The 23,623-nt window shown below is 65.5% G+C and carries 14 protein-coding genes; 10 read left to right on the forward strand and 4 right to left on the reverse strand.

Going from position 1 to position 23,623, the window contains the following annotated elements:
* The first annotated feature begins 49 nt into the window (after positions 1-49).
* The 3 genes from GGR66_RS05630 to GGR66_RS05640 all read left to right on the forward strand — a co-directional run bounded on the left by GGR66_RS05630 (position 50) and on the right by GGR66_RS05640 (position 3,477).
* Positions 50-1,141: a type IV secretion system protein gene (locus GGR66_RS05630; protein ID WP_184447567.1), complete on the forward strand. Its 1,092-nt coding sequence runs from the start codon at positions 50-52 to the stop codon at positions 1,139-1,141.
* 7 nt (positions 1,142-1,148) lie between these two features.
* Complete coding sequence (locus GGR66_RS05635; protein WP_184447568.1) at positions 1,149-1,625, forward strand: DUF4189 domain-containing protein; 477 nt, start codon at positions 1,149-1,151, stop codon at positions 1,623-1,625.
* Between the two features lie 241 nt (positions 1,626-1,866).
* Positions 1,867-3,477 (forward strand): alpha-glucosidase, encoded by a 1,611-nt coding sequence (locus GGR66_RS05640; protein ID WP_184447569.1) that lies wholly within the window; start codon positions 1,867-1,869, stop codon positions 3,475-3,477.
* Between the two features lie 984 nt (positions 3,478-4,461).
* Here the strand turns inward: GGR66_RS05640 and GGR66_RS05645 are convergent.
* Together GGR66_RS05645 and GGR66_RS05650 are read right to left on the reverse strand one after the other, a co-directional pair.
* A complete protein-coding gene (locus GGR66_RS05645) occupies positions 4,462-7,212 on the reverse strand; it encodes a TonB-dependent receptor (protein ID WP_184447570.1) in 2,751 nt (916 codons plus the stop codon).
* A 498-nt stretch (positions 7,213-7,710) separates the two neighbouring features.
* Positions 7,711-9,816, reverse strand: coding sequence for a glycoside hydrolase family 97 protein (locus GGR66_RS05650; RefSeq protein WP_184447571.1), 2,106 nt, complete (start codon positions 9,814-9,816; stop codon positions 7,711-7,713).
* Positions 9,817-10,056: 240 nt separating this feature from the next.
* Between GGR66_RS05650 and GGR66_RS05655 the strand changes: the two genes are divergently transcribed.
* From GGR66_RS05655 to GGR66_RS05665, 3 genes are read left to right on the forward strand one after another with little or no spacing between them, the layout of a single operon-like run.
* Positions 10,057-12,258, forward strand: a complete 2,202-nt coding sequence (locus tag GGR66_RS05655) for a Six-hairpin glycosidase-like protein (RefSeq protein ID WP_184447572.1) — start codon at positions 10,057-10,059, stop codon at positions 12,256-12,258.
* Entirely contained in the window at positions 12,255-13,739 is a 1,485-nt protein-coding gene (locus GGR66_RS05660; RefSeq protein ID WP_184447573.1) for an MFS transporter, read from the forward strand. Before GGR66_RS05655 ends, GGR66_RS05660 begins: the two co-directional genes overlap by 4 nt.
* Before the next feature lie 8 nt (positions 13,740-13,747).
* Positions 13,748-15,421, forward strand: a complete 1,674-nt coding sequence (locus GGR66_RS05665; RefSeq protein ID WP_184448076.1) for an alpha-amylase family glycosyl hydrolase — start codon at positions 13,748-13,750, stop codon at positions 15,419-15,421.
* 95 nt (positions 15,422-15,516) lie between these two features.
* Here GGR66_RS05665 and GGR66_RS05670 read toward each other — a convergent pair whose 3' ends face one another.
* On the reverse strand, positions 15,517-18,093 hold the full coding sequence (locus GGR66_RS05670) for a hypothetical protein (protein ID WP_184447574.1): 2,577 nt from the start codon (positions 18,091-18,093) through the stop codon (positions 15,517-15,519).
* Positions 18,094-18,776: 683 nt separating this feature from the next.
* Positions 18,777-19,841, reverse strand: coding sequence for a LacI family DNA-binding transcriptional regulator (locus GGR66_RS05675; protein ID WP_160967332.1), 1,065 nt, complete (start codon positions 19,839-19,841; stop codon positions 18,777-18,779).
* A 328-nt stretch (positions 19,842-20,169) separates the two neighbouring features.
* Here GGR66_RS05675 and thrS point away from each other — a divergent pair, with 328 nt between their 5' ends.
* The 4 genes from thrS (at position 20,170) to rplT (ending at position 23,603) form a co-directional block, all read left to right on the forward strand.
* Positions 20,170-22,074: a threonine--tRNA ligase gene (gene thrS / locus GGR66_RS05680; protein WP_017911219.1), complete on the forward strand. Its 1,905-nt coding sequence runs from the start codon at positions 20,170-20,172 to the stop codon at positions 22,072-22,074.
* 63 nt (positions 22,075-22,137) lie between these two features.
* Positions 22,138-22,662 (forward strand): translation initiation factor IF-3, encoded by a 525-nt coding sequence (gene infC, locus GGR66_RS05685; protein WP_304412340.1) that lies wholly within the window; start codon positions 22,138-22,140, stop codon positions 22,660-22,662.
* Positions 22,663-23,035: 373 nt separating this feature from the next.
* Entirely contained in the window at positions 23,036-23,233 is a 198-nt protein-coding gene (rpmI, locus tag GGR66_RS05690; RefSeq protein ID WP_010342861.1) for a 50S ribosomal protein L35, read from the forward strand.
* Between the two features lie 10 nt (positions 23,234-23,243).
* Positions 23,244-23,603 (forward strand): 50S ribosomal protein L20, encoded by a 360-nt coding sequence (gene rplT / locus GGR66_RS05695; protein WP_010342859.1) that lies wholly within the window; start codon positions 23,244-23,246, stop codon positions 23,601-23,603.
* Positions 23,604-23,623: the final 20 nt, after the last annotated feature.

Consider the following 23,623-nt stretch of genomic DNA (forward strand, 5'->3'; position numbering starts at 1 on the left):
GATCAGCAAAAAGCAGCTCAGCGATGAGCGTCTGCGTTACGGAGCGGTCATGGGATTTCTCGATAGTTTCAGCAACTACGCGTTTTTTACGCTCATCAATAACTTTCTGCGCGATGAGATCGACTATTTCCAATGGTCGCTGCTGATCCGCATGTCATGGTGGGTCACCGTGACCGCGATGAGCGCGTTGACGCTGTGGATCCTGTTGAAGGGCTATCGAGTCGCGACAGGGCAGTCGCGCGAATCTGCCATGGAACTGGTGGTGACCTCGCTGCGCGCCGCGCTGATCATCGGCGTGGCGATGAGCATGGTGTCCGCTGCCAGGCCGGGAGCGACGAACGGTGACGCGGCGATGGACGGACTCTACTGGAGGCTAACCGACGGACTCAGCAGTGCGATCGTGAAGACGGTGACCGGCAGTTCCGAGAGCCCCTACGCCGCGATCGATAAGAATCTCGCGTTGATGCAGGTGGCCATGACCAGCATCGATCAGATCAACACCGCCGGCGACGCCGAACGGGAAAAGGAGAAGGATCGCGCACGGCTTTTCACGGGTCTAGGCATGGCCGGGCCTGGTGTTGTCGGTGGTTCGCTATTGCTTCTGAACAAGCTGGCCATGGCGCTGTTCATCGGCTTTGGGCCCTTGTTCATCCTGTGCCTGCTATTTGATGTCACCAAGTCCCTGTTCCAGAAGTGGCTGATGTACGGAATCGGTACGGTCTTCTCGCTGGCGGTCCTGAGCTTCACCGTTGGTCTTGCAACGAAGGTCATTGCGGCAGTAGGTGCGGGTTTTCTCGCCACGTGGGCGGCGTCCAACGGAACAGGCGAAGGCGTCAGTAGCATGGCGTTACAACAGGGAGGAATCGGCTTGGTATTGAGCACGCTGATCATCACGGCACCGCCGATGGCGGCTGCGTTCTTCCAGGGCACGCTGGGCCAGTTCTCGCCGTACTCGGGACTTGGTGCGGTCGGCAAGGATCCGGCGTCTGGCCAGCCTTATACCCCGCAGGCGCCTGTAAGCAATAGTAATGTAGTAACGAACTCGACAGTTTCTACTGCAAATACAATGAATAGGGGTGCTGAGCCTGTTAATAACGTGGCACAGCCCGGCAGTCGCGGTGCTTACGACAATAGAGTGTGAGGGCGCTATGAAACTTGTTTTTGCTATTTCATTATTTTTTCTTGTGGTTTCTGGGAGCGGCTTTGCTCAGACTCGATGCCCGGGGGGAGTCCAAGCGGGTAGCGCCCAATGTCTCCCCGATGAAGATTCTTCTCCGGCGCGCCCTACTGGTGAATGGATTAAAACCTGGGGTGCAATAGTGATGTCTGATTCGGGGCAAGAAGGATGGAGCTCCGTCGGAAAGTTTAGTAAGGATGATGCTGTCCAGGATGCTTTGGAGAAATGTCATGCAGTGGGAGTGACGGATTGCTCTGTCAAGATGACATATTTCAACCAATGTGTTGCTATTGCAAATCCATCTAGAGGTGTAGGAAGCGATATTACTGCTGCGAAAGACGAAAAAGTGGCCGGGCAGCTTGCGTCTGAGGCATGCAACAAAAGAACTGGATCTCAGTGTTTTGTCAAGTTCACTGAGTGCACTGTGCCGTTTTTCAAAAAATATTGAGAATTATAATTTTTGAATTCAGTGTGTGGATTTTTGAACTTTCTTGATTTTGTGATTTAGACTTTTTTCGCGATTTTCCGATTAAGCAATGCGCTTCGGCCACGAACTTCTAGCGAGTCTATGTGCCCATTGACGTGAATACGTATGCATCCACGTCTGAACATGAAGCATCAACGCTACTCTAGCGCAGCGTTTCGCGTGCCCGTCGCACGCGCGATCTCTGCCCGAAGGGGGGCGTTGCATGTCTCAGGCTCCATGGTGGCGCGGTGCCGTCATCTATCAGATCTACCCGCGTAGCTTCCTCGACGCCAACGGCGACGGTATCGGCGACCTGCCGGGCATCGTGCGCAAGCTGGATTACATCGCGGCATTGGGCGTGGATGCGATCTGGATCTCGCCGTTCTTCAAATCGCCGATGGCCGATTTCGGCTACGACATCGCCGATTACCGCGAGGTCGATCCGCTGTTCGGCACGATGGCCGACTTCGATGCACTGCTGGCCAAGGCGCATGCGCTGGGCCTGAAGGTGATGATCGACCAGGTGCTCAGCCATACCTCGGTGGAGCACGACTGGTTCAAGGAGAGCCGGCAGAGCCGCGACAATCCAAAGGCCGATTGGTACGTGTGGGCCGATGCGCGCGAGGATGGGACGCCGCCGAACAACTGGCTGTCGATCTTCGGTGGTGTGGCGTGGCAGTGGGAGCCGCGCCGCGGTCAGTACTATCTGCACAACTTCCTGGCCTCGCAGCCCGACCTGAACTTCCACAATCCGCAGGTGCAGCAGGCGACGCTGGACAACGTGGAGTTCTGGCTGGCGCGCGGCGTGGACGGCTTCCGGCTGGATGCGATCAATTTCTGCTTCCACGATCCGCAGCTGCGCGACAATCCGCCCAAGCCGCCGGAAAAGCGGGTCGGCCGCGGCTTCAGCCCGGACAATCCCTATGCCTTCCAATACCACTACTACAACAATACGCAGGCGGAGAATCTCCCGTTCCTGCAGAAGCTGCGCAGTCTGCTCGACCGCTATCCGGGGACAGTGAGTCTGGGCGAGATCTCGTCGGAAGATTCGCTGGCGACCACGGCCGAGTACACCCGGGCCGGTCACCTGCACATGGGCTACAGCTTCGAATTGCTGACCGACGATTTCAGCGCCGCCTACATCCGCGAGACGGTGTCGCGCCTGGAAGCGGCGATGACCGAAGGCTGGCCGTGTTGGGCGATTTCCAATCACGACGTGCAACGCGCGGTGACGCGTTGGGGGCAGGGCACTGAGACTCCGGCCTTCGCGCGCCTGCTGATCGCGATGCTGTGCTCGCTGCGTGGCTCGGTCTGCGTCTACCAGGGCGAAGAGTTGGGCCTGGGCGAGGCGGAGGTGCCGTTCGAGGCGTTGCAGGATCCCTATGGCATCGCGTTCTGGCCAAACTTCAAGGGCCGCGATGGATGCCGGACGCCGCTGCCGTGGGATGCCGGCGAGCAGGCCGGCTTCAGCACCGGGACGCCCTGGTTGCCGATCGCGCCAGCGCATCGCGCACAGTCGGTTGCCGCCCAGGAGGCCGATCCACAGTCGGTCCTGCGTGCGATCCGCGAGTTCCTGGCCTGGCGCAAGCACCATTCGGCGCTGCGCGAGGGCGACATCGTGTTTCACGAGACGGCTGAGCCCGTGCTGATGTTCGAGCGTCGCCACGCCGCGCAAACCCTGCTGCTGGCGTTCAATCTGTCTGCGGAAGCCGTCGACGTGGCGGTGCCGTACGGAGCCTGGCAGGTGCTGGAGGTGCCGGGCGTGGCGCCTGGCGCGGTCGGCGAGCGTCTGCATTTGCCCGGCTATGCGATGGTGTGCCTGCAGGGCGCGTGAGCGGGTCGGTAGTTGCTGGCTAGGGAGGTGCCGCATCGCCGGTGATCGGCTGCGGCACTGCAAACGATGTTTATCTGCGAAGAGATAGTCCGTTGTGCATCGCGTCGCGGATAGGGCCTCATGCGTGCCGAGGCAGCGTTGGCGCTCGATTGAACGACACTGATCGATTCGGAATTCCAGTGTCTGTAGGCATGTTGCGGTGATCGTGCCGTTTTCGCAGCGGGTGCGTGCGGTCGTCAGCGCTCGCGTCGTCGCCGAGCCGACAATGGCGCTGTCCTGGCACCAACGTCAGCTCAGAGGCTTGCCTTGGTGCTCCACACGACAGACCGCCGCCTCCTCCCCGCACTGCCGATCTGGGCTACGCGGCTACGAATCCGCCGTCATCGCTGCGATGGTGGAATCGCGGCAAGGTCTCCACGTCTGCGTGCCGACCTTTGTGGCCTGAAACGCCGCTTTTTCCGGCGAGGCCACCAGCTCTTGGTTCGCGGTCTCCCTGCTGAGGCCCGTCGTTGATGATGGGGGCGCTGACCTCGATCAGTTGCCGCAGCATCGAGTCGACGCGGATGCATCGCCTGTGGTGCGGTCAGGCGGTCGCTCGGAATTCAGCATTGACTGTCCAGGCATGACGCTTCCTCGCATGCTGGAGGATTGGCCTATGCTTTCACGAGATGTAGCTTTTCCCTGCGACGCGAGCCATTCCGCGCTCTCTCGGCTTTCTGTTGGGAACCTCGTTGGAGGCGAGATCTCCATCAGTTAACGCACGATCGCCTTGTATGGATCTTCTCGCAGGCGAAAAGGTCGGGGGCCCTCCAAACCGCTCGGTTTGATCGCAATCGACAAAACGCCGCCGCTCCGCGCGACCCTGACCTTATCGTGGTGCCTCCCGGGACTCCGCGGCATTCGACGTATACAAGCGACAATCGCCCAATGAAAACGCCCGCCGGGTACGCCGGCGGGCGTCGTCTACAGCCTTTTACGCGGGACTCAGAACTTGTAGTTCACGCCCAGCATGTAGGTGCGTCCCCATTCGACGTATTCCAGCGGGCGATCCTTGGTGCCGGCATACGTGCGGTAGGGCGAGTTGGTCAGGTTGCTGGCCTGCAACAGCAGGCTCAGCCCGGCCAGGGTGCTGCCGTCGGCGAAGGTATAGCTGACCTGCGCGTCGGTGACGTTTTCGCCGACCACGTAGCGCAGCGTGCGGTTACCGTTGAAGTTGCCGATCTCGCCGATGAAGTCCGAGCGGCGCCGCTGGCTGACACGCGCCTCGAAGCCGTTGTGCTCGTAATACGCGGTGAGGTTGTACACGCGCTTGGACAGGCCCGGCAGGTCGATCGGCGCCGAGCCGACGCTGGAGGCGCTCTCGGGATCGACGATCTTGATATCGCTGTCGTTGAAGGTGGCGCTGGCTTGCACGCCGAAGCCGCGCAGGCTGTCGCTGAGCATGTCCAGCGGCAGCGAGGCGGTCAGCTCCAGGCCGCGCAGGGTGCCGCCCTTGCCGTTCTGCGGCGAGGAGAAGGTGCCGGTGGTCTGCACCGGTACGGTCATCCCCGGCGGGGGCACATAGCTGGCGAGCAGGGCGGAAAAGTCGTAATCGTCGCGCGACTGCGTGTAGATGTAGCTCTTCAGGTCCTTGTAGAACACCGCGGCGGCCACATAGGCCTTCTCGCCGAAGTACTTCTCGTACGACAGGTCCAGCGCGTTGGCACGCCACGGATCGAGCAGGGGATTGCCGCCGCTGCCGCCGGGCTTGCCGGTGGAGGTATCCACGCCGAAGTCCAGGCCGGCGCGCATCTGGTCCACGCGCGGCCGCGCCACCTGCTTGGCCGCGGCGAAGCGCAGCGTCTGCTGGTGCGGGAACAGGAAGGCCAGGTTGAGGCTCGGCAGCCAGTCGTTGTAGGTCTTGCCGGCATCGATCGGCAGCACGTTCTGGCCGGCGGGACGCGATTGGTCGAAGTAGCTGGACTGCGAGCTCTGGTCGGCGTGCTGCAACTGCACGCCGATGTTGCCGCGCACGCCGACCTCGCCGATGTCGGTGTTGATGTTGGCGCGCAGCCAGGCCGTGGTGATCTTCTCCTGCACGGTCCAGGACTTCGGGATCAGATAGTCCAGGTTGGTGACCGGGTTGAAGCTCATGTAGCGCGAGACTGCCGCCGGGACGTTCCAGGCCGGGATGGTGCCGATGCCGGCGAAGCCAAGGTTGACCGGGTCGTACTGCAGGTCGCTGGCGATGTTGGTGTCGCCCTGCGCGCCGAGCAGGATGTTGCCTTCGGCCTGGGTCTTCTGCTTGCGCCGGTCGGCGTAGTTGACGCCCACGTCGATGTCGGAGAACCAGGTCAGCGCCTGCGGTGCCGGTAGCGTCGCCGCCAGGCGGCCGCCCTTCAGGCGGTCCTCGACCTCCGGCACCTTGCCGTAGCCGGAGCCGTAGATGGTGTTGGTCAGGAACAGGTTGTTCGGGTCGGAGTAGTCGCGGCCGGGCGTGATCTGCGAGAAGCCATTGGGCTTGACCACGAGGCCGACGGTGTCCAACTGCGGCATCGGCACCAGCTGCAGGTTGTTTTCCAGGTTCAGCTCTTTGCGCGTCGCCTTGGAGTAGTTGAGGTCGGCCATCAGGCGCACGCTGCCGAGGTTGAACTCGTTGTTCCAGCCGAACGCGTCGATCTTGTCCTTGCGCTTGTTGTACATGCCGCGCACCAGCGGATACACGCCGCTGGCGGTGCCGCCGGTGAAGCTGCCGCTGGCGTCGACCTGCGGATTGCTGATCAGCAGGCCGGGCGTGTAGCCGCCATTGAAGTTGCTGAGATTGACCTCGAATTGATTGGCGGTGTCGATCTGCTCGGCTTCGGTATGGAACGCGTCGAAGGTGCTGGTCCAGCTGCTGGACGGACGGAACTGCACGGTCGCCATCACGCCGTCGCGCTTGTTGTTGCCGGTGCGGCGCAGCGCCTTGATACCGTCGGAGAAGTAGGTGCCCGGGGCCACGCCGGGACGGCTGCCGCTGTCGGTGTTCTGCGTCGTCCACGGCTCATACAGGCCGACCTGGTTCTCCTGGATCGGCATGTCGCTGTGGGCATAGCCGATCGACACGCCCAGGGTGTTGTCCAGGAACTGGTCGATGTAGCTGGCGCTGAAGCGATTGCCGAAGGCGTCGACGTCGGCGGCCTTGCCGAGCGAGCTCTTCTGCAGGCGGCCGCTGATCGCGATCACCCGATCCGGGAAGCTCAGCGGGCGCACGGTCTGCATGTCGATGGTGCCGGACAGGCCCTGGCCGACCAGGCCGGCATCGGGCGTCTTGTACACGGTCACGCCGTTGACCAGTTCCGAGGGGTACTGGTCGAACTCGACGCTGCGGTTGTCGCCGGTGCTGACCACTTCGCGGCCGTTGAGCAGGGTGGTGGCGAAGTCGGGCGACAGGCCACGCACGCTGATCACCTGGGCACGGCCGGCGACGCGCTGTGCGGCCAGGCCGGGCAGGCGGCCGAGCGACTCGGCGATGCTCACGTCCGGCAGCTTGCCGATGTCCTCGGCCGAGATCGCCTCGACGATGGACGTCGAGTCCTGCTTGATCGCGATGGCGTTCTCGATGCCGCGGCGGATGCCGGTCACCTGGACCTTGTCCAGTTCGGTCACCGGATTGTTGGGCGTGGCGGCGGTGGTATCGGACTGTGCGGCGGCCAGCATCGGCGTCATCGCGACGGCCAGCGCCAGCGTCAGCGCGTTGCGCTTGTGGTTCAACATTTTCCCCTCCCAGGCAATGTTGTCTTGCGAATGTCTGAACCGGCGAGGCGGCCGGATATGCGTGTCGCGCAGCCGCAGGGCGGTGTCGCGATTGCGCTGTATGGTAGACACGCGGCTTCGTCGCGAACGTCCGCTGCATACGTATTCACTGGCCTGCATCGCATTGGAAGCGCTTTCAGGATCGCGATGTCGTGCGCTTGGCGCTAAGCCGGTGCCGTTGGGTACGTGCATTGCGCTCTGCAGCCGATGTCGACTGTCGTGGATGCTCGGGTGCCGTGAGCAGGGGATGTAGCGGTTGCGTGAACGCGTGGACCTATCCGGCCATGGCGCTGATAGCGCGGCAGATCCAGGCCAACGGCGCGTGCAACGGCGCTGTCCTTTCGTGCGCACTGGCGCGACGCCTGGCGCACGAGGAAGTGGCCAGGCAAGAGGGCCAAGCAAAGAGCGCAGTCGCCGCCGGTGTACCGCTGGCGGCACTGCATCCGCCAAGATGCCCGGTTAGCGCGGCGCACCCGAGCCGGCAGATGCAGGCGCCGGATCCAGCGGGACGAAACGGATCGCCTGGCCGCCGCCAGGCGCCAGCTTCAGCTGCAACTGGTCGCGGCTGGTGACCTGGCGCTGTTCGCGGGCGAAGTCGAACGGATTGTGCTGGTAGTCGGCGGCGTCGCCGTCGCGGTAGATCTCGGCGCGGTAGCGCACGCCCGGTTCGAGAAAGCCCAGCGCGATCGGCAGCACGCGGCCGTGCTCGTCGGTGATGCTGCCGAGGAACCAGTCGCGGCTGTGGCGGTCCTTGCGCACGATGGTCACGTAATCGCCGATCTCGCCGTCGAGCACGCGACTGTCGTCCCAGTCCACTGCCACGTCCTCGATGAAGCGGAAGGCGTCGCGGTGCTGCAGGTAGTGTTCGGGCAGGTCGGCCGCCATCTGGATCGGGCTGTACAGGGTCACATACAGTGCCAGCTGCCGTGCCAGCGTGCTCGGAATCGCGCGTCCGCCGCGGCCCTTCAGGCTGAGGATGCCGGGCGTGTAGTCCATCGGCCCGGCCAGCATCCGCGTGAACACCAGATTGACCTCGTGCTCCGGTGGATTCGGCGGCTCGCCCCAGGCGTTGTACTCCATGCCACGTGCGCCTTCGCGCGAGAGCCAGTTCGGGTAGGTGCGGCGCAGGCCGGTGTCCTTGATCGGCTCGTGGGCATTGACCGACAGATGGCGCTTGGCCGCCTCCTGCACCACCTTGAGATGGTGGCGGGCCATGAACTGGCCGTCGTGCCATTCGCGCCACAGCGGGCCGCCGGCCGGATTGCGCCGGTCCACCTGGCCGTCGTCGCAGACGTAGCCGGTCTTGAAGGTGTCCACGCCCAGCCGGGCGTACAGATCCAGCGCCGCATCGAGCTGGTCTTCGTAGTGCTCCACTGCGCAGCCGGTCTCGTGGTGGCCGATCAGGTGCACGCCCTTTTTCGCCGCGTAGGCGCTGAGCGCGGCGATGTCGAAGTCCGCGGTGGCGTGGGTGAAGTCGAAGTCGTACCCATTGCCGACCCAGTTGCCGTCCCAGCCGGGGTTCCAGCCTTCGACCAGCACGCCACGGAAGCCGTGCGCCGCGGCGAAGTCGATGTAGCGGCGGGTATTGGCGGTGGTGGCGGCATGCTTGGGGCCGCGCGCCCAGGTTTCCTGGTTCAAGTGCATCGACCACCACACGCCGATGTACTTGGCCGGGTGCACCCAGCTCACGTCGCCCAGTGCGTTGGGTTCGTTGAGGTTGAGGATCAGGTTGGAATCGACCAGGCCGCCGGCGGTGTCGCTGATCTGCAGCGTGCGCCACGGCGTGTCGAAGGGCAGGCGACGGCGGACCTTCCAGCCCTCCGCCGACGGCGAGAGTTGCGCATGCAGGCGCTGGCCTTCGCCGCGGCGCAGCCACATGCCGGCGTAGTCGACCAGGGCCGCCTCGTGGATGGCCAGGTGCAGGCCGTCCTGGCTGCGCAGGGTGAACGGCGAGTGCGCCAGCGGCACTTCGCGCAGCGGCGTGCGCCTGTACAGGTATTCGTAGTGAATGGGAGCGCCGGCGGGAATCCACCAGGCCGTCGCGTCGGGGACGATATCGAACTCGGTGAGCTCCTCGTCGATCACCGCCTCCTGCATCCCCGCCTGCTGCGGAAAGCTGTAGCGGAAGCCGAGCCCGTCGTCGTAGACGCGGAACACCACCGCGAAGCGGCGCTGGCGGCCGCCGCGCTCGCCCAGGTCCACGCGCAGCTCGTTGTAGTGATTGCGTACGTAGCGGCGCTCGCCCCAGGGCTGTTCCCAGGTTTCGTCGACGCTGCGGCTGCGCTGGTCCAGCAACGCCAGGTCGCGATCCAGGCTGCCATCGCGCAACTGGAAGCCGAGCCGCGATTCGCCGATCACCGGCTCGCCCAGGCGCTGCACGCGATAGCTGGGGCGGCCGTCGTCCAGTTGCACGGACACGCGCAGGATCTTGTCCGGCGAATCGATGCTGGCCACGGTCTGCGGTGCGGCCTGCAGTCCAGGGGCGATGCACAGCAGCAGCGTCGCCAGCCACGATGGCAGGCGCTGCGTCGGGCGCAGGCGCAATGAGGCGTGAAGCAGCGGCATATCCCCTCCCAAGGCGACCGTGGCACCGCAACGACTATAGCGAGGCGGTTCGTTGCAGCCGGAGGCCTCGGCGATGAATACGTATGCAACTACACGCGCCGCGGTGCTGCCCGTCTACCATGTCCGCAGCGCCCCGCGATGCGGAGGCGGCGACCGCAGCGCCGGCATGCCGGCCTGCGCTTCCACCATGCAGGCAAAGAGGGAGGGAGGTCGATCGGTGCGAGCCGGTCTGCCGCTTCGATGCTGAAGATGATCTGCTTGGCCGCCACCTTGGGTGCTGCGGCGTCGGCGTCTGCTGGACAGACGTCATTGCAATGGCGCGGTCAGACCGCGCAGGCCGAGGCCACCGCCGACGGCGGCTTCGTGCTGCACGCGGCGCAGGGCACGCGCACGCTGCCGGTGCAGCCGCTGCGCAGCGAGACCGACAGCCTGTTGTTCGATGCGCTGTTCGCGTTGGCGCAGCAGGAACTGCGCGACGATCAGGTCCAGGCGATCCGTGACCCGGCGTTCGATCACGGCAAGCCGTTGCCGTGCGATTGCTACCAGACCGGCGAGCGCTGGCCCTACGTGTGGACCCGCGATGTCAGCTATGCCGCCGACCTGGCCCTGGCGCGGCTGGATCCCGAGCGCACGCGGCGCTCGCTGCGCTTCAAGCTGTCGCCGATGCGCGGCGCCGATGCGCTGCCGGGGCTATTCGTGGCGCAGGACACCGGCTCCGGCGGCAGCTGGCCGGTGAGCAGCGACCGCGTGGTGTGGTTTCTGGCCGCGCGTCACTTGCTGGACGAACCGGGCTTCGCCGCCGACACCCGTGCCGCGCTCACCGCCACGCTGGCGCAGGACCGCGCGTTCGCGTTCGACCCGCACATCGGCCTGTACCGCGGCGAGACTTCCTTCCTGGACTGGCGCGAGCAGACCTATCCGGCCTGGACCCGCGACGACGTCGGCTTCATCGCCAGCTCCTTCGCGCTGTCGACCAACGTGCTGCACTACCAGGCGCTGCGTCTGGGCGAGCGCCTGGCCCGGGAGCAGGGCGACACGCAGGCGGCCGCGCGCTATGCCGGCTGGGCCGATGCGCTGCGAAAGGCGATCGCGCAGCGCTTCTGGCGCGAGGACCGCGGCACCTACGTCAGCTACATCGGCACGGCCGAGCATCCGGTGCGCTACGAAAGCTACGATCTGCTGGGCCTGTCGCTGGCGGTGCTGGCCGACGTGCTGCCGGCCGAGCGCGCACGCCAGGCGCTGGCCCGCTATCCCGCGGTGGAGGCGGGCAGCCCGGTGGTGTGGCCGCAGCAGCGCGAGGTGCCGATCTACCACAATCGGGCGATCTGGCCGTTCGTCAGCGCCTATGCGCTGCGCGCGGCGCGGCATACCGACGACAGCGCGCGCATCGATCTGGAAGTGCGCTCGCTGCTGCGCGGCGCCGCGCTCGCCGGCTCGAACATGGAGAACTACGAATTCCTGAGCCAGGCCGCGCATGTCGACGACGGCCCGCTCAGCGGCCCGGTGGTCAATTCGCCGCGGCAGCTGTGGTCGGTGGCGGGCTACCTGGCGATGGTGATCGAGGGCGTGTTCGGCCTCGAGGACGATGGCCGCGTGCTGCCCAAGCTGCCGACCAGCCTGGTGCCGCTGCTGTTCGGCGAGCGCCAGGAGATCGCATTGCAGCTAAAGGACCGACGCATCGTGCTGCGGAGGCCGCAGCAGCTGCAAGGCGACCTGTTGGTCGCCGGCGAGACCCGCACCCAGGACGGTGTGACCACCGTCGACCTGGTCGCGCGCCGCAGCGGCAGCGCGCCATTGCAAATGCTCACGGCCGCGGACGCCTTCGCGCCGCTGGCGCCGTCGGCACCGCAGGTGCGGCGCGAGGCGCAGGGCTGGCGTGTGCAGGCGGCCGCGGACACGGTGCTGTACGTCGATGGGCAGGCGCGACCCGGCAGCGCCGACGGCGTGCTTTTGCCGCTGGCCGAGCGCGTGCAATGCCTGAGCCTGACCCGGCAGAGCGCGCGTTGGGAGTCGTTGCATAGCCCTACCGTCTGCGTCGGCGACGTGGTGCGCGTGGAGGGCGCCGATGACTGGGCCTGGACGGTGCCGCACGATGGCGCGTACCGGCTGAGCCTGCGCTACGTCAATGCGCATGGCCCGATCAACACCGGTGTCACCGCGGCGGTCAAGCGCCTGCAGGTGCAGTGCGGAGCGGCGTCGCCGCAATCGCAGCCGCTGGTGATGCCGCACAGCGTCGGCGAGCAGACCTCCACGGCGGCGGTGTTCGCGCTGCAGGCCGGGCAACGGTGCGTCGCGCGCTTGCTGCCGGCGCAGAACATGAGCGCGCTGCAGCACTTCGCGCGCTACACCGGCGGCCAGGGCGGCGCCGATGGCGTGGTCAATGCCGCCGACGTCGCCGCGCTGCTGATCGCGCCGGCCGGCCCGATCGAGGAGCGCCCATGAGCGCCGTGCCGCGCGCCAAGCCGGCGCTGTCGTTCTGGCAGATCTGGAACATGTGCTTCGGTTTCCTGGGCATCCAGTTCGGCTTCGCGTTGCAGAACGCCAATGCCAGCCGCATCTTCCAGACCCTGGGCGCGGACATGGAGCAGGTGCCGGGGCTGTGGATCGCTGCGCCGCTGACCGGCCTGATCGTGCAGCCCATCGTCGGCTACCTGTCCGATCGCACCTGGAACCGTTTCGGGCGGCGCCGGCCGTATTTCATGGTCGGTGCGCTGCTCACCACGCTGGCGTTGCTGGTGATGCCGAACTCGCCAGCGCTGTGGGTGGCGGCCGGGACGCTGTGGGTGCTGGACGCCTCGATCAACATCTCGATGGAGCCGTTCCGCGCCTTCGTCGGCGACCAGTTGCCGGCGCGCCAGCGCGCCAGCGGCTACGCCATGCAGAGCTTCTTCATCGGCGTCGGTGCGGTGGTGGCGAGCATGCTGCCGTGGCTGCTGGCGCACTGGGGGGTGAGCAACACCGCGGGCTCCGGCGAGGTGCCGGCGACGGTGCGCTACGCGTTCTATCTCGGCGGCGCGGTGCTGTTCATGTCGATCGGCTGGACCGTGCTGCGCACCCGCGAATATCCGCCCGAGGATCTGCACGGTTTCGACGACGCCACGCCGACCGCCACGGCGACGCAGCCGCGCCACACCGATGTCGCCGCGACGCTGTGGTGCGCCGCGGGCATCGCCGGGGCGGCGGCGATCGCTTTCAGCGGCGGCGACAGGATGCTGTACGTGCTGGCCGGGCTGTGCCTCGGCTACGGCGTGCTGCAGGGCATGGCACCACGCCTGCGCCGCGGGCACATGCTGGCGGCCATCGTCTGCGACCTGCAGACCATGCCGCAGGCGATGCGGCGCCTGGCCTGGGTGCAGTTCTTCTCGTGGTTCGCGCTGTTCGCGATGTGGATCTACACCACCGCCGCGGTCACCCAGACCCACTACGGCACCCACGATGCGACCTCGGCCGCGTACAACGAGGGGGCAAACTGGGTCGGCGTGCTGTTCGCCGCCTACAACGGCTTCGCCGCCCTGGCGGCGATCGCGATCCCGCTGCTGGTGCGTGCCTGCGGGCTGCGCGTGAGCCACCTGCTCAACCTGTGCCTGGGCGCGGCCGGCCTGCTGTCGTTCCTGTGGATCCGCGACCCGCAGTGGCTGCTGCTGTCGATGGTCGGGGTGGGCTTCGCCTGGGCGTCGATCCTGTCGCTGCCCTACGCGCTGCTGTCGGACAGCGTGCCGGCGGCGAAGATGGGCGTGTACATGGGCATCTTCAATTTCTTCATCGTGATCCCGCAGTTGGTCGCGGTCAGCGTGCTGGGCTTCGTGCTCACGCACTGGCTCGATGGCCGGCCGCTGTACGCGCTGGCGATCGGCGGCGTCAGCCTGCTGGTGGCGGCGCTGTGCGTGCTGTGGGTGCCGTCGGATTCGGGAGCGAACGCATGATCGATCGGATGTCGTTGTTGGCGCTGGCCCTGCTGGGTGCCTGCGCTGGGTCGGCGCAGGCGCAGGCGCCTGCGCAGGAGGAGTTCTACGGCACGCTGGAGCCGTTCGCCAGCGAGGCGGTGTACTTCGTGGTCACCGACCGCTTCGTCAACGGCGACCCGGGCAACGATCATCGCGACCAGGGCGGCGCGCACCGCACCTTCGACATCCCGATCCCGGCGCCGCCGGGCGAGAGCGACAACATCGGCTACCTCGGCGGCGACTTCAAGGGCGTGGTCGACAACGCCGGCTACATCCGCGACCTGGGCTTCGGCGCAGTGTGGATCACCCCGATCGTCGACAACCCGGACGAGGCCTTCACCGGCGGCAAGCCGATCACCTGGGGCAGCTCGCTGAGCGACCGCGGCAAGACCGGCTACCACGGCTACTGGGGTGTGAACTTCTACAAGCTCGACGAGCATCTGCCGAGCCCGGGGCTGGATTTCGCCGGCTTCACCCAGGCCATGCACGCGCAGCAACTGAAGGTGGTACTGGACATCGTCGGCAATCACGGCTCGCCGGCCTGGACCATGCCCAAGCGGCAGCCGATGTTCGGCCAGGTGTTCGACCGCGACGGCAAGCTCATTGCCGACCACCAGAACCTGCCGCCGTCCAAGCTGGACCCGGCGCACAACCCGCTGCACGCGTTCTACAACACCGGCGGCAACCTGGCGCAACTGTCCGATTTCAACGAGCGCAATCCGGCGGTGATGGAGTATCTGGTCGGCGCTTACTCGCAGTGGCTGGGGCAGGGCGCCGACGCGTTCCGCATCGACACCATCGGCTGGATGCCGGACAGCTTCTGGCACGAGTTCGTGCGCCGCATCCGTGCGCAGCGCCCGGGCATGTTCATGTTCGGCGAGGACTTCGACTACAACGCGCACAAGATCGCCGGCCACACCTGGGCCAGTAATGCCGGCGTCAGCGTGCTGGATTTCCCGCTCAAGCAGGCGCTGGCGGCGACGTTCGGCCACGCCCAGCGCGGCTACGAGACGCTGCAGCCGGCGCTGTATCTGGAGCGTGGCCCGTACGCCAATCCGTACGAGTTGATGACCTTTTACGACAACCACGACATGGCGCGGCTGGATGCCAGCGACGCCGGCTTCATCGACGCGCACAACTGGCTGTTCACCGCGCGCGGCATCCCGGTGATCTACTACGGCTCGGAGACCGGCTTCATGCGCGGCCGCGCCGAGCACGCCGGCAACCGCAACTACTTCGGTCAGGCGCGGGTGAACGCCGCGCCATCCAGCCCGATCTTCGCGCCGTTGCGACGCATCGCCACGCTGCGCCAGCGCAGCCCCGCGCTGCAGCGCGGCCTGCAGCTCAACCTGCAGTTATCCGGCGACGAGGCGGTGTTCTACCGGGTGTTCCAGCACGCGGGCAGCACCCAGACCGCACTGGTGCTGCTGAACAAGAGCGACGCGCCACGCACGCTGGAGGTGCGCCGCTACCTGCAGCCCGGCACCTGGCACGACGGCTTCGACGGCAGCGCCAGCGAGGTGACCGATGCGCTGCGCGCCGAGGTGCCGGCGCATGGCGTGCGCGTGTTCCTGTCCGATGCGCCGATCGTGCGCCCGGACCTGCGCGCGCGGCTGCGCTGGCTGATGGCGGCCAAGGACGGCGTGGAGCCGGGGCAATGATTGCCGGTTTTTGTGCGGTTCCTTGACCCGTCTTGAATCGCTTGATGCCTTTCCCTTGGAAGATGGCTGTTCCGCGAATGCGATCCGTCAGTGCTTCAGGGCTCGATGTGTTGTGGTTGCACGGTAGTCCCCGTCGAGCCTGAAACCAGCTCCTGCGAGGCTTCGGACGGACTCGCAGGCGTGTAGTTGCACGTGCTTGGAACGCTTCCTGCGCTGTTGGTCATCGTGACGACCGAGAACGGAGCCGAAGCGTTGGATTGGTTGAAAGAGACGAGATCCACGCCAGGAACGAAATCGCCGGGAGCGTTCAATACCCAGAGATTGGAACTTGTCGGATGCTGGCGGAAACAGTGAGCGACGGTATCGCCGTGCACGACCAGCATCGGCTTGCCGATCGATCCTGCCACCGACGCCAGATTGGCGCAAATCCCCTTGTAGGGTTGCCGCCCCGTGCTGTCGGTCAGGCCGCAGGTCCAATCGACGATAGTGCCTCCGCTGCTGTTGACGTTCGTGTACGGATCGACATGGAAGGTCACCACCAGGGCGTTGAGGCCTGGATTGGACGCCATGGCTGCGCCAGCGTTGGTGATCGCGGTCAAGGTCTCCGCTTCGCGCGTCGATGCTTCTGCATTGCGAGCGGCGGCATTGGTTGCCGTGCTCGGTACGTACCCGTTGTAGGATCCGACGATGTTCAGGCCAAGGTAGAGCACGCCGTTGGAGACCCAGGTCTGGGCCAAGGCAGGCTGACCGACATTCAGGCCGTCGGTGGCGTAGCGCGGCGCGTCGAGGGACACGTTGCCGGCGAAGATGCTCCGGACCTTCGCAAACTCCTTCAACGGATCAAGCCGGGACCTTGGGGTGCGCTCCGTGTTGCAGTCGGTCCAGTCGTTGTCGCCAGGCATGAACACGAGCTGCTGATTGACGCCCCACCACGATTGCACGGTCGCGGAACGGAAGGAATCGCTGCAGGAGTCGTAGGGATTGGTTCCCGTCCCATCATACGGGCGCCCGGCGTCCCCCACGTGCAGAATGAATGGCACGTTGGCGCTGCTGCTCAATCCGGGCAGGATTGTCGAGCTGAGCAGCGTCGCGTCGGAGTCGCTGTAGGGCATGTCGCCGTAGACGGCGAACAGGACCCCGCGCACCGTGTCGGCGACATTGGTGCCGATCGCGCCGATCGGGCCGGTTGCCGACATGCCGGTGGTCGATTGCGTGGCCCACGTGGGCTTCGTTCCGTCCACCGAAACCAAAGCCTTGGCGCCGGCCGTCACGTCGTTGAACAGGAGATAGAGGTTGCCGTGATAGAACACCGGTGCGATTAAATCGGCCGTCGAATATTCGCTCCAATAGAAGCCATCGAACGGAACGTTCGCCGGATCGTCGGACACCATGAATGCGACATTGCCTGTGGTCTTGGCGTACGTGACGAACAGCTTGCCAAAGGCGGCAGTCATGCCCACCGGCTGGCTCTTGGCCGAATACTGGCAGACGTTAGTGACCCGCTGGGTTGACTGTAACGAGGCGACGCATACCTTGTTCGACTTTACATAACCGGCATACAGCACGCCGTCCAATACAGCGACCCCCGGGCTGGCGTCAAGGGTAATGGCGTCATACGATGTCACATTGAAAGTGGCACCGTCAGTCGAGCTCGCCACCATGAGACGGTGCGGGCCGGTAGTGGATGAGTAAGCCACATAGAGCGTGCCGTTGTTGACCGCCACTGCCGGCGTATCACCGATACTGACTTGCGACAGGCAATTGGGGGTGGCGTACGTCAGCCCCCGATTGGTGGATTGCGCCAGGCATAGCTGGTTGGACGACGCTGCGTACAGCGCATAGACAACGCCTTGGAAGTTGGTAACGACCGGTGCCGTTCCAGTTGCCGGGCTGAGTCCGCCGAGGCTGCGGACCGTTGGCGTCGTCCCGCGTTCGCTCAACGTCGCAACGGCCACACCTGAACCACTTGAGGTCTGGTAGAGCATCTGCAGCGTTGCCGGCCCTCGGCACAGGATCGAGTGAAGGCGGCCGGTCGTGGGGCTGAAACTTGCTCCGACGATGCTCTCGCCATCGATGCATTGCCCCTTGTATTTCCCGGGATCCCAGTCGCCCCAGGTGGCGCTGCCCATCGAACTGTTGTTGTCCATCTGCCGCACCGTGGTGATACCCGAGGTATCGGTGCCGGTCGCGCCTTGGACGCAGGCAATGCCGTGGGCGACGCGGGGGCTGGCCGTGCTCTGGCTGATCCCGACGCCGTACTGATCGAGGCCGCATTCGACCTTGGTGTAGCTCGGAGCCCAATCGCCATGACGCGCATAGCCGCGCTTGTCCGGGCCGCTCTTTGTGGTGACGTAGGCCCTGAGCGAACTGACGGATCCCGGTTGAGAGTAGGGCGCGCACAACGCAAGGTTGCCGTTGCCGGTGTCGGTAAATTCGCTCACCCCCAGCAAGGCTTCGGTAACGCCGCAAGTGGCCTTGTAGTAGCCGTAATCCCAGTCTTGAGTGATCCCGCGATTGCTGGAGGTGTTTAGGTAGGTGATGGTCGGAGGCGTATCGGCTTGAGCGACAGCCCCTTGCAACGCGACTGCGGTGGCGAACGAGACGCGGCACAGGGCATATCCCAATGCGCGCATGCGCGATCCGCTCTTGAAGAGCCTGGTGGCAAAAGTCATTTTCATTCCCCCTGAAATGGAATTGCACATCCGAGCGGAGCATCCGAGCAGATGGACTGTATAGCGCGGACCGGCGGGCCTGCCGTAGACAGCGGGGCGGCATAGTCGATGGCGATGGCCGAGGTGTTGACGAGCGGCGACAACAGGCCGTGCACGGATGAGTTCCGTACCGGGGCGGTGAAGCAGGTGATCGCGTGCGGCTTCGGCGTTGTGGACGTCGCCTTTCGCATCGGTGCCCCCCACACACGCTGTACGGCTGGGTGCAGGCAGCGAAGAAAGGCGGCGGCCGGCGCCTGCGCCGAGCGACTCGGCCGAGATCCGTCGGCTCCAGGCCTAGCTGCAGCGGGTGACCGAGGAGCACGACATCCTGCAGTCCCGTCTCTGGCGCGACGGGTTCGACGGCAGTGCGCTCTAGGTCGCCGATGTCCTGCGCGCCGAGGTGCCGGCGCATGGCGTGCGCGTGTTCCTGTCCGATGCGCCGATCGTGCGCCCGGACCTGCGTGCGCGGCTGCGCTGGCTGATGGCGGCCAAGGACGGGGTTGCGCCGACGCCCTGAGCGCGACGTGGCAGGCGTTGCGTCGTCGCGCCTGCCTGCAGGACCCGGCGTGGGCACCTCGCGTCGGGTTCCGGCCGTCTCAGGCAGCTGACAGGCCGATGCGCTGCCGTGACGCAGGCCGGCAATGTCAACTGCGCAGCGAGGAACCGCGCAGCGCCAGCGTCACCGGCAGGGTGCGGCTGCTCACCGGCTGCCCGGCGATCTGCGCCAGCAAGGTGTCCACCAGCACCGCACCGGCCAGCTTGGTGTCCTGCTGCACCGTCGACAGCGCCGGATCGACGCTGGCGGCGACAGGAATGTCGTCGAAGCCGGCCAGGGCCACGTCCTCGGGCACGCGCAGGCCGTGCTCGCGCAAGGCTTTCAGCGCGCCGATCGCGATCAGGTCGCTGGCGGCGAACAGCGCATCGAAGCGCTCGCCGCGCCCCAGCAGGGCCAGGGCGGCCTCGTAGCCGGACTGCTCGGTAGTGATCGCATCGACCTGCAGTGCCGGCGTGGCCTCGGCGCCGGCCGCGTGCAGCGCCTGCAGATGGCCGCGGTAGCGCTCCAGGAACTCGGGGTAATGGTTGGAGGCGTCGCCGAGGAAGGCGACGCGGCGGCGGCCCTGCGCCAGCAGGTGCGCGGTGATGTCGTGCCCGCCCTGGAAGTTGTCGCTGCCGATCGACACCCCGGGCTGCCCGGGCAGCACCGCGCCCCAGCGCACGAAATGGGTGCCCTGGTCGACCAGGTGCTGCAGCCGTTGTTGCGCCTGCAGGTAGTCGCCGTAGCCGAGCAGGATCAGCCCGTCGGCCTTCTGGCTGTCGCCGTAGTCGGCGCGCCAGTTGTCCGACAACTGCTGGAACGACACCAGCAGGTCGTAGCCATGGCGGGCGCAGGCGCGGGTGATCGAGCCCAGCATCGAGTGGAAGAACGGGTTGATCAGCGAGTCGTCGGTGGTCGGATCTTCGAAGAACAGCAGCGCCAGGGTGCCGGCATTGCGCAGGCGCAGGCTGGAGGCGTGCTTGTCGACCTTGTAGTTCAGCTCGCGCGCGATCGCCAGGATCTTGCGCCGGGTCTGCTCATTGACCGCCGGGCTGCCGCGCAGTGCGCGCGAGACCGTGGGTTGCGATACGCCTGCCAGGTAGGCGATGTCCAGCGATGTGGCCTTGCCTTTGATGATGGCGCGTCCGTTGCGGAGAAAACGTGGTCGAAGCATGCCATGGCGCCTGCTGCAGCTCTTGCTGCGCTGCAGCGAGAAGGGTGGTGGCGTCCTTTCTTCGCGGGCCTCAGGCGGTTGCCAAAAGGTATCGTTTTGAAAAAGAGTGGTTTACCATCGTCCCAATCACCTGATCTGGACCTGGGTGGCCCGCGGCGACGCCGGCCGAGCGTGCGACATGAGCACTACCACCGCCCTCGCTTGAGTTCCCGCCCAAGGCTGTCCGAGCAGGCGCCCTTGTGGCGCCTTCTTTCTGTCCCGCGCCCTGCCTCGACTGCCACCACGGTGGCGTGGACGCCGTCCCCCGTTTCCCTTTTCGCCGACTCCCATGATCACGATTACGCTCCCCGACGGCAGCCGCCGCGAATTCGAACATCCCGTCAGCCCCATGGACGTGGCCCAGTCCATCGGCCCCGGCCTGGCCAAGGCCACCATCGCCGGTCAGGTCGACGGCCGCCTGGTCGACGCCTGCGACCTCATCGACCATGACGCCAGCCTGCGCCTGATTACCGCCAAGGACGCCGAGGGCGTGGAGATCATCCGCCACTCCTGCGCGCACCTGGTCGGCCACGCGGTCAAGCAGCTGTATCCCGAGGTCAAGATGGTGATCGGCCCGGTCATCGCCGAGGGCTTCTACTACGACATCTACAGCGAGCGCCCGTTCACCCCCGAGGACATGGCGGCGATCGAGAAGCGCATGCAGGAACTGATCGCGCAGGACTACGATGTGATCAAGAAGGTCACTCCGCGCGCCGAGGTGATCGAGCTGTTCAAGCAGCGCGGCGAGGACTACAAGCTGCGCCTGATCGAGGACATGCCCGACGACGTCACCGCGATGGGCCTGTACTACCACCAGGAATACGTGGACATGTGCCGCGGCCCGCACGTGCCGAACACGCGCTTCCTCAAGGCTTTCAAGCTGACCCGCATCTCCGGCGCCTACTGGCGCGGCGACGCCAAGAACGAGCAGCTGCAGCGCATCTACGGCACCGCCTGGGCCGACAAGAAGCAACTCGAGGCCTACATCCTGCGCATGGAGGAAGCCGACAAGCGCGACCACCGCAAGATCGGCAAGCAGCAGGACCTGTTCCACCTGCAGGAAGAGGGCCCGGGCCTGGTGTTCTGGCACCCGAAGGGCTGGTCGATCTGGCAGGTGGTCGAGCAGTACATGCGCAAGGTCTACCGCGACAGCGGCTACGGCGAGGTGCGTTGCCCGCAGATCCTGGACGTGTCGCTGTGGCAGAAGTCCGGCCACTGGGACAACTACCAGGACAACATGTTCTTCACCGAGTCGGAGAAGCGCACCTACGCGGTCAAGCCGATGAACTGCCCGGGCCACGTGCAGGTGTTCAACCAGGGCCTGCACAGCTACCGCGACCTGCCGATCCGCTACGGCGAGTTCGGCGCCTGCCACCGCAACGAGCCGTCCGGCGCGCTGCACGGCATCCTGCGCGTGCGTGGTTTCACCCAGGACGACGGCCACATCTTCTGCACCGAGCAGCAGATCGAGGCCGAGGTCACCGCCTTCCACCAGCAGGCGTTGAAGGTGTACGGCGACTTCGGCTTCGACGACATCCAGATCAAGATCGCCTTGCGCCCGGAAAAGCGTCTCGGCGACGACGCCACCTGGGACAAGGCCGAGGCCGCGCTGCGCGCCGCGCTCGGCGCCTGCGGGGTGGAGTGGCAGGAACTGCCGGGCGAGGGCGCCTTCTACGGCCCGAAGATCGAGTACCACCTCAAGGACGCGATCGGCCGTACCTGGCAGCTCGGCACCATGCAGGTGGATTTCATGATGCCCGGCCGCCTCGGCGCCGAGTACGTGGACGAGCATAGCCAGAAGAAACATCCGGTCATGCTGCACCGGGCCATCGTCGGCTCGATGGAGCGGTTCATCGGCATCCTGATCGAGCACCATGCCGGCATGTTCCCGGCCTGGCTGGCGCCAGTGCAGGCCGTGGTCATGAACATCACCGACGCGCAGGCAGACTATGTAGACAACGTGCGGAAACTCCTTGCAAATCAAGGCTTCCGCATCGAGGCCGATTTGCGGAACGAAAAAATCGGTTATAAGATTCGCGAACACACGCTGCAGCGGGTGCCGTACCTGTTGGTCGCAGGTGACCGCGAGACGGAAAACGGCGCGATTGCGGTCCGTACGCGATCGGGGGAGGATCTGGGCACCATGTCGGTCGCCGCCTTCGCCGAACGGCTGCGCGCAGAGCAGTTGGCGTGACACCACCCTGGCGCGGACGGAGCCTCCGTCCGCACCAGTCCGATTCCCCTGGGAGATTGCAACATCAGTACCCCTGACAACAAACAGAACCGCAAGAACCAAGAGATCCGCGTGCCGCGCGTGCGCGTGATCGGCGCGGACGGCGAGATGGTCGGCGTGTTGACCCGCGACGAAGCGCTGGCGCTGGCCGAAGAGGACGGACTCGACCTGGTCGAGATCCAGCCGCAGGCCGATCCGCCGGTCTGCAAGATCATGGACTTCGGCAAGTTCAAGTTCGAGCAGCAGAAAAAGGCCAACGAAGCCAAGAAGAAGACCAAGCAGGTCGAGATCAAGGAAATCAAGTTCCGTCCGGTCACGGACGAAGGCGATTACCAGATCAAGCTGCGCAACATGCGCCGCTTCATCGAGGAAGGCGACAAGGTCAAGGTCAACATCCGCTTCCGCGGTCGCGAGATGAGCCATCAGGAGCTCGGCCGCGAAATGGCCGCGCGGATCGAGGCCGATCTGGGCGAAGACATCGTCATCGAATCGCGTCCGCGCCTGGAAGGCCGGCAGATGGTGATGATGATCGCGCCGAAGAAGCGCTGACGCAGGCCAGGATCGCGCCCCGCCCAACGCGGGCGCGCGACCAACCGGGCGCCCACGGCGCCCACTGGCATCGTAATCCCGGCGTTTTTGCCCCGACGCAGGCTGCGTGGTTGCGTCGTGCGCGCCGTTTCCGATGCTCCATTCCCGGAATCCCGGCGTGCCAGTGCGCGCCACCCAAACTGCATGATTTGCAAGGCATTCCAAGCCCTGGCATAATGCGCGGCCCAGTTCATCGGGTTTGCCGCTCGCGCGGCAATAGGACCCGCCCGGATCCTCAGTGGATCAAGGGCTTACAAGCAGGTAAGGGCACGGACGGAAAGTGTGGCGCAGCCACCGCCCTGACCAGTGACAAAACACCATCAAGGACATTGCAATGCCCAAGATCAAGACCAACCGGGCGGCGGCCAAGCGTTTCCGCAAGACCGCCTCCGGCAAGTACAAGGCCGGCCACGCCAACCGTAGCCACATCCTCACCAAGAAAGCGACCAAGCGGAAGCGCAACCTGCGGCAGACGAACCACGTCCGTGCCGAGGACGCAGGCCGTCTTGACCGTATGCTTCCCTACCTCTGAGGACTGAACCATGGCTCGAGTCAAGCGTGGCGTCCAGGCGCGCCGTCGTCACAAGAAAGTTCTGAACCTCGCCAAGGGCTATTACAACGCCCGTCGCAAGGTCTTCCGCGTCGCCAAGCAGGCGGTGATCAAGGCGCAGCAGTACGCCTACATCGGCCGCAAGCAGAAGAAGCGCAATTTCCGTTCGCTGTGGATCACCCGCATCAATGCGGCGGCCCGCATCAACGGCATGAGCTACAGCCGTTTCATGAACGGCCTGCTCAAGGCTGGCATCACCCTCGACCGCAAGGTGCTGGCGGACATCGCCGTGCACGACGCGCAGGGCTTTGCCGCCCTGGCGGAGAAGGCGAAGGGCGCGCTGGCGGCATAAGTGCGAGTCCCCGCAGAAAC

This window comes from Xanthomonas sp. 3498, from assembly GCF_014199795.1.
GTDB lineage: Bacteria > Pseudomonadota > Gammaproteobacteria > Xanthomonadales > Xanthomonadaceae > Xanthomonas_A > Xanthomonas_A rydalmerensis.

Bases quoted from the DNA above. Each gene is read 5' to 3' on its own strand.
- GGR66_RS05630 (WP_184447567.1), top strand. From the start codon at position 50: ATGGGATTTCTCGATAGTTTCAGCAACTACGCGTTTTTTACGCTCATC.
- GGR66_RS05635 (WP_184447568.1), top strand. From the start codon at position 1,149: ATGAAACTTGTTTTTGCTATTTCATTATTTTTTCTTGTGGTTTCTGGG.
- GGR66_RS05640 (WP_184447569.1), top strand. From the start codon at position 1,867: ATGTCTCAGGCTCCATGGTGGCGCGGTGCCGTCATCTATCAGATCTAC.
- GGR66_RS05645 (WP_184447570.1), bottom strand. From the start codon at position 7,212: ATGTTGAACCACAAGCGCAACGCGCTGACGCTGGCGCTGGCCGTCGCG.
- GGR66_RS05650 (WP_184447571.1), bottom strand. From the start codon at position 9,816: ATGCCGCTGCTTCACGCCTCATTGCGCCTGCGCCCGACGCAGCGCCTG.
- GGR66_RS05655 (WP_184447572.1), top strand. From the start codon at position 10,057: ATGCTGAAGATGATCTGCTTGGCCGCCACCTTGGGTGCTGCGGCGTCG.
- GGR66_RS05660 (WP_184447573.1), top strand. From the start codon at position 12,255: ATGAGCGCCGTGCCGCGCGCCAAGCCGGCGCTGTCGTTCTGGCAGATC.
- GGR66_RS05665 (WP_184448076.1), top strand. From the start codon at position 13,748: ATGTCGTTGTTGGCGCTGGCCCTGCTGGGTGCCTGCGCTGGGTCGGCG.
- GGR66_RS05670 (WP_184447574.1), bottom strand. From the start codon at position 18,093: ATGACTTTTGCCACCAGGCTCTTCAAGAGCGGATCGCGCATGCGCGCA.
- GGR66_RS05675 (WP_160967332.1), bottom strand. From the start codon at position 19,841: ATGCTTCGACCACGTTTTCTCCGCAACGGACGCGCCATCATCAAAGGC.
- thrS (WP_017911219.1), top strand. From the start codon at position 20,170: ATGATCACGATTACGCTCCCCGACGGCAGCCGCCGCGAATTCGAACAT.
- rpmI (WP_010342861.1), top strand. From the start codon at position 23,036: ATGCCCAAGATCAAGACCAACCGGGCGGCGGCCAAGCGTTTCCGCAAG.
- rplT (WP_010342859.1), top strand. From the start codon at position 23,244: ATGGCTCGAGTCAAGCGTGGCGTCCAGGCGCGCCGTCGTCACAAGAAA.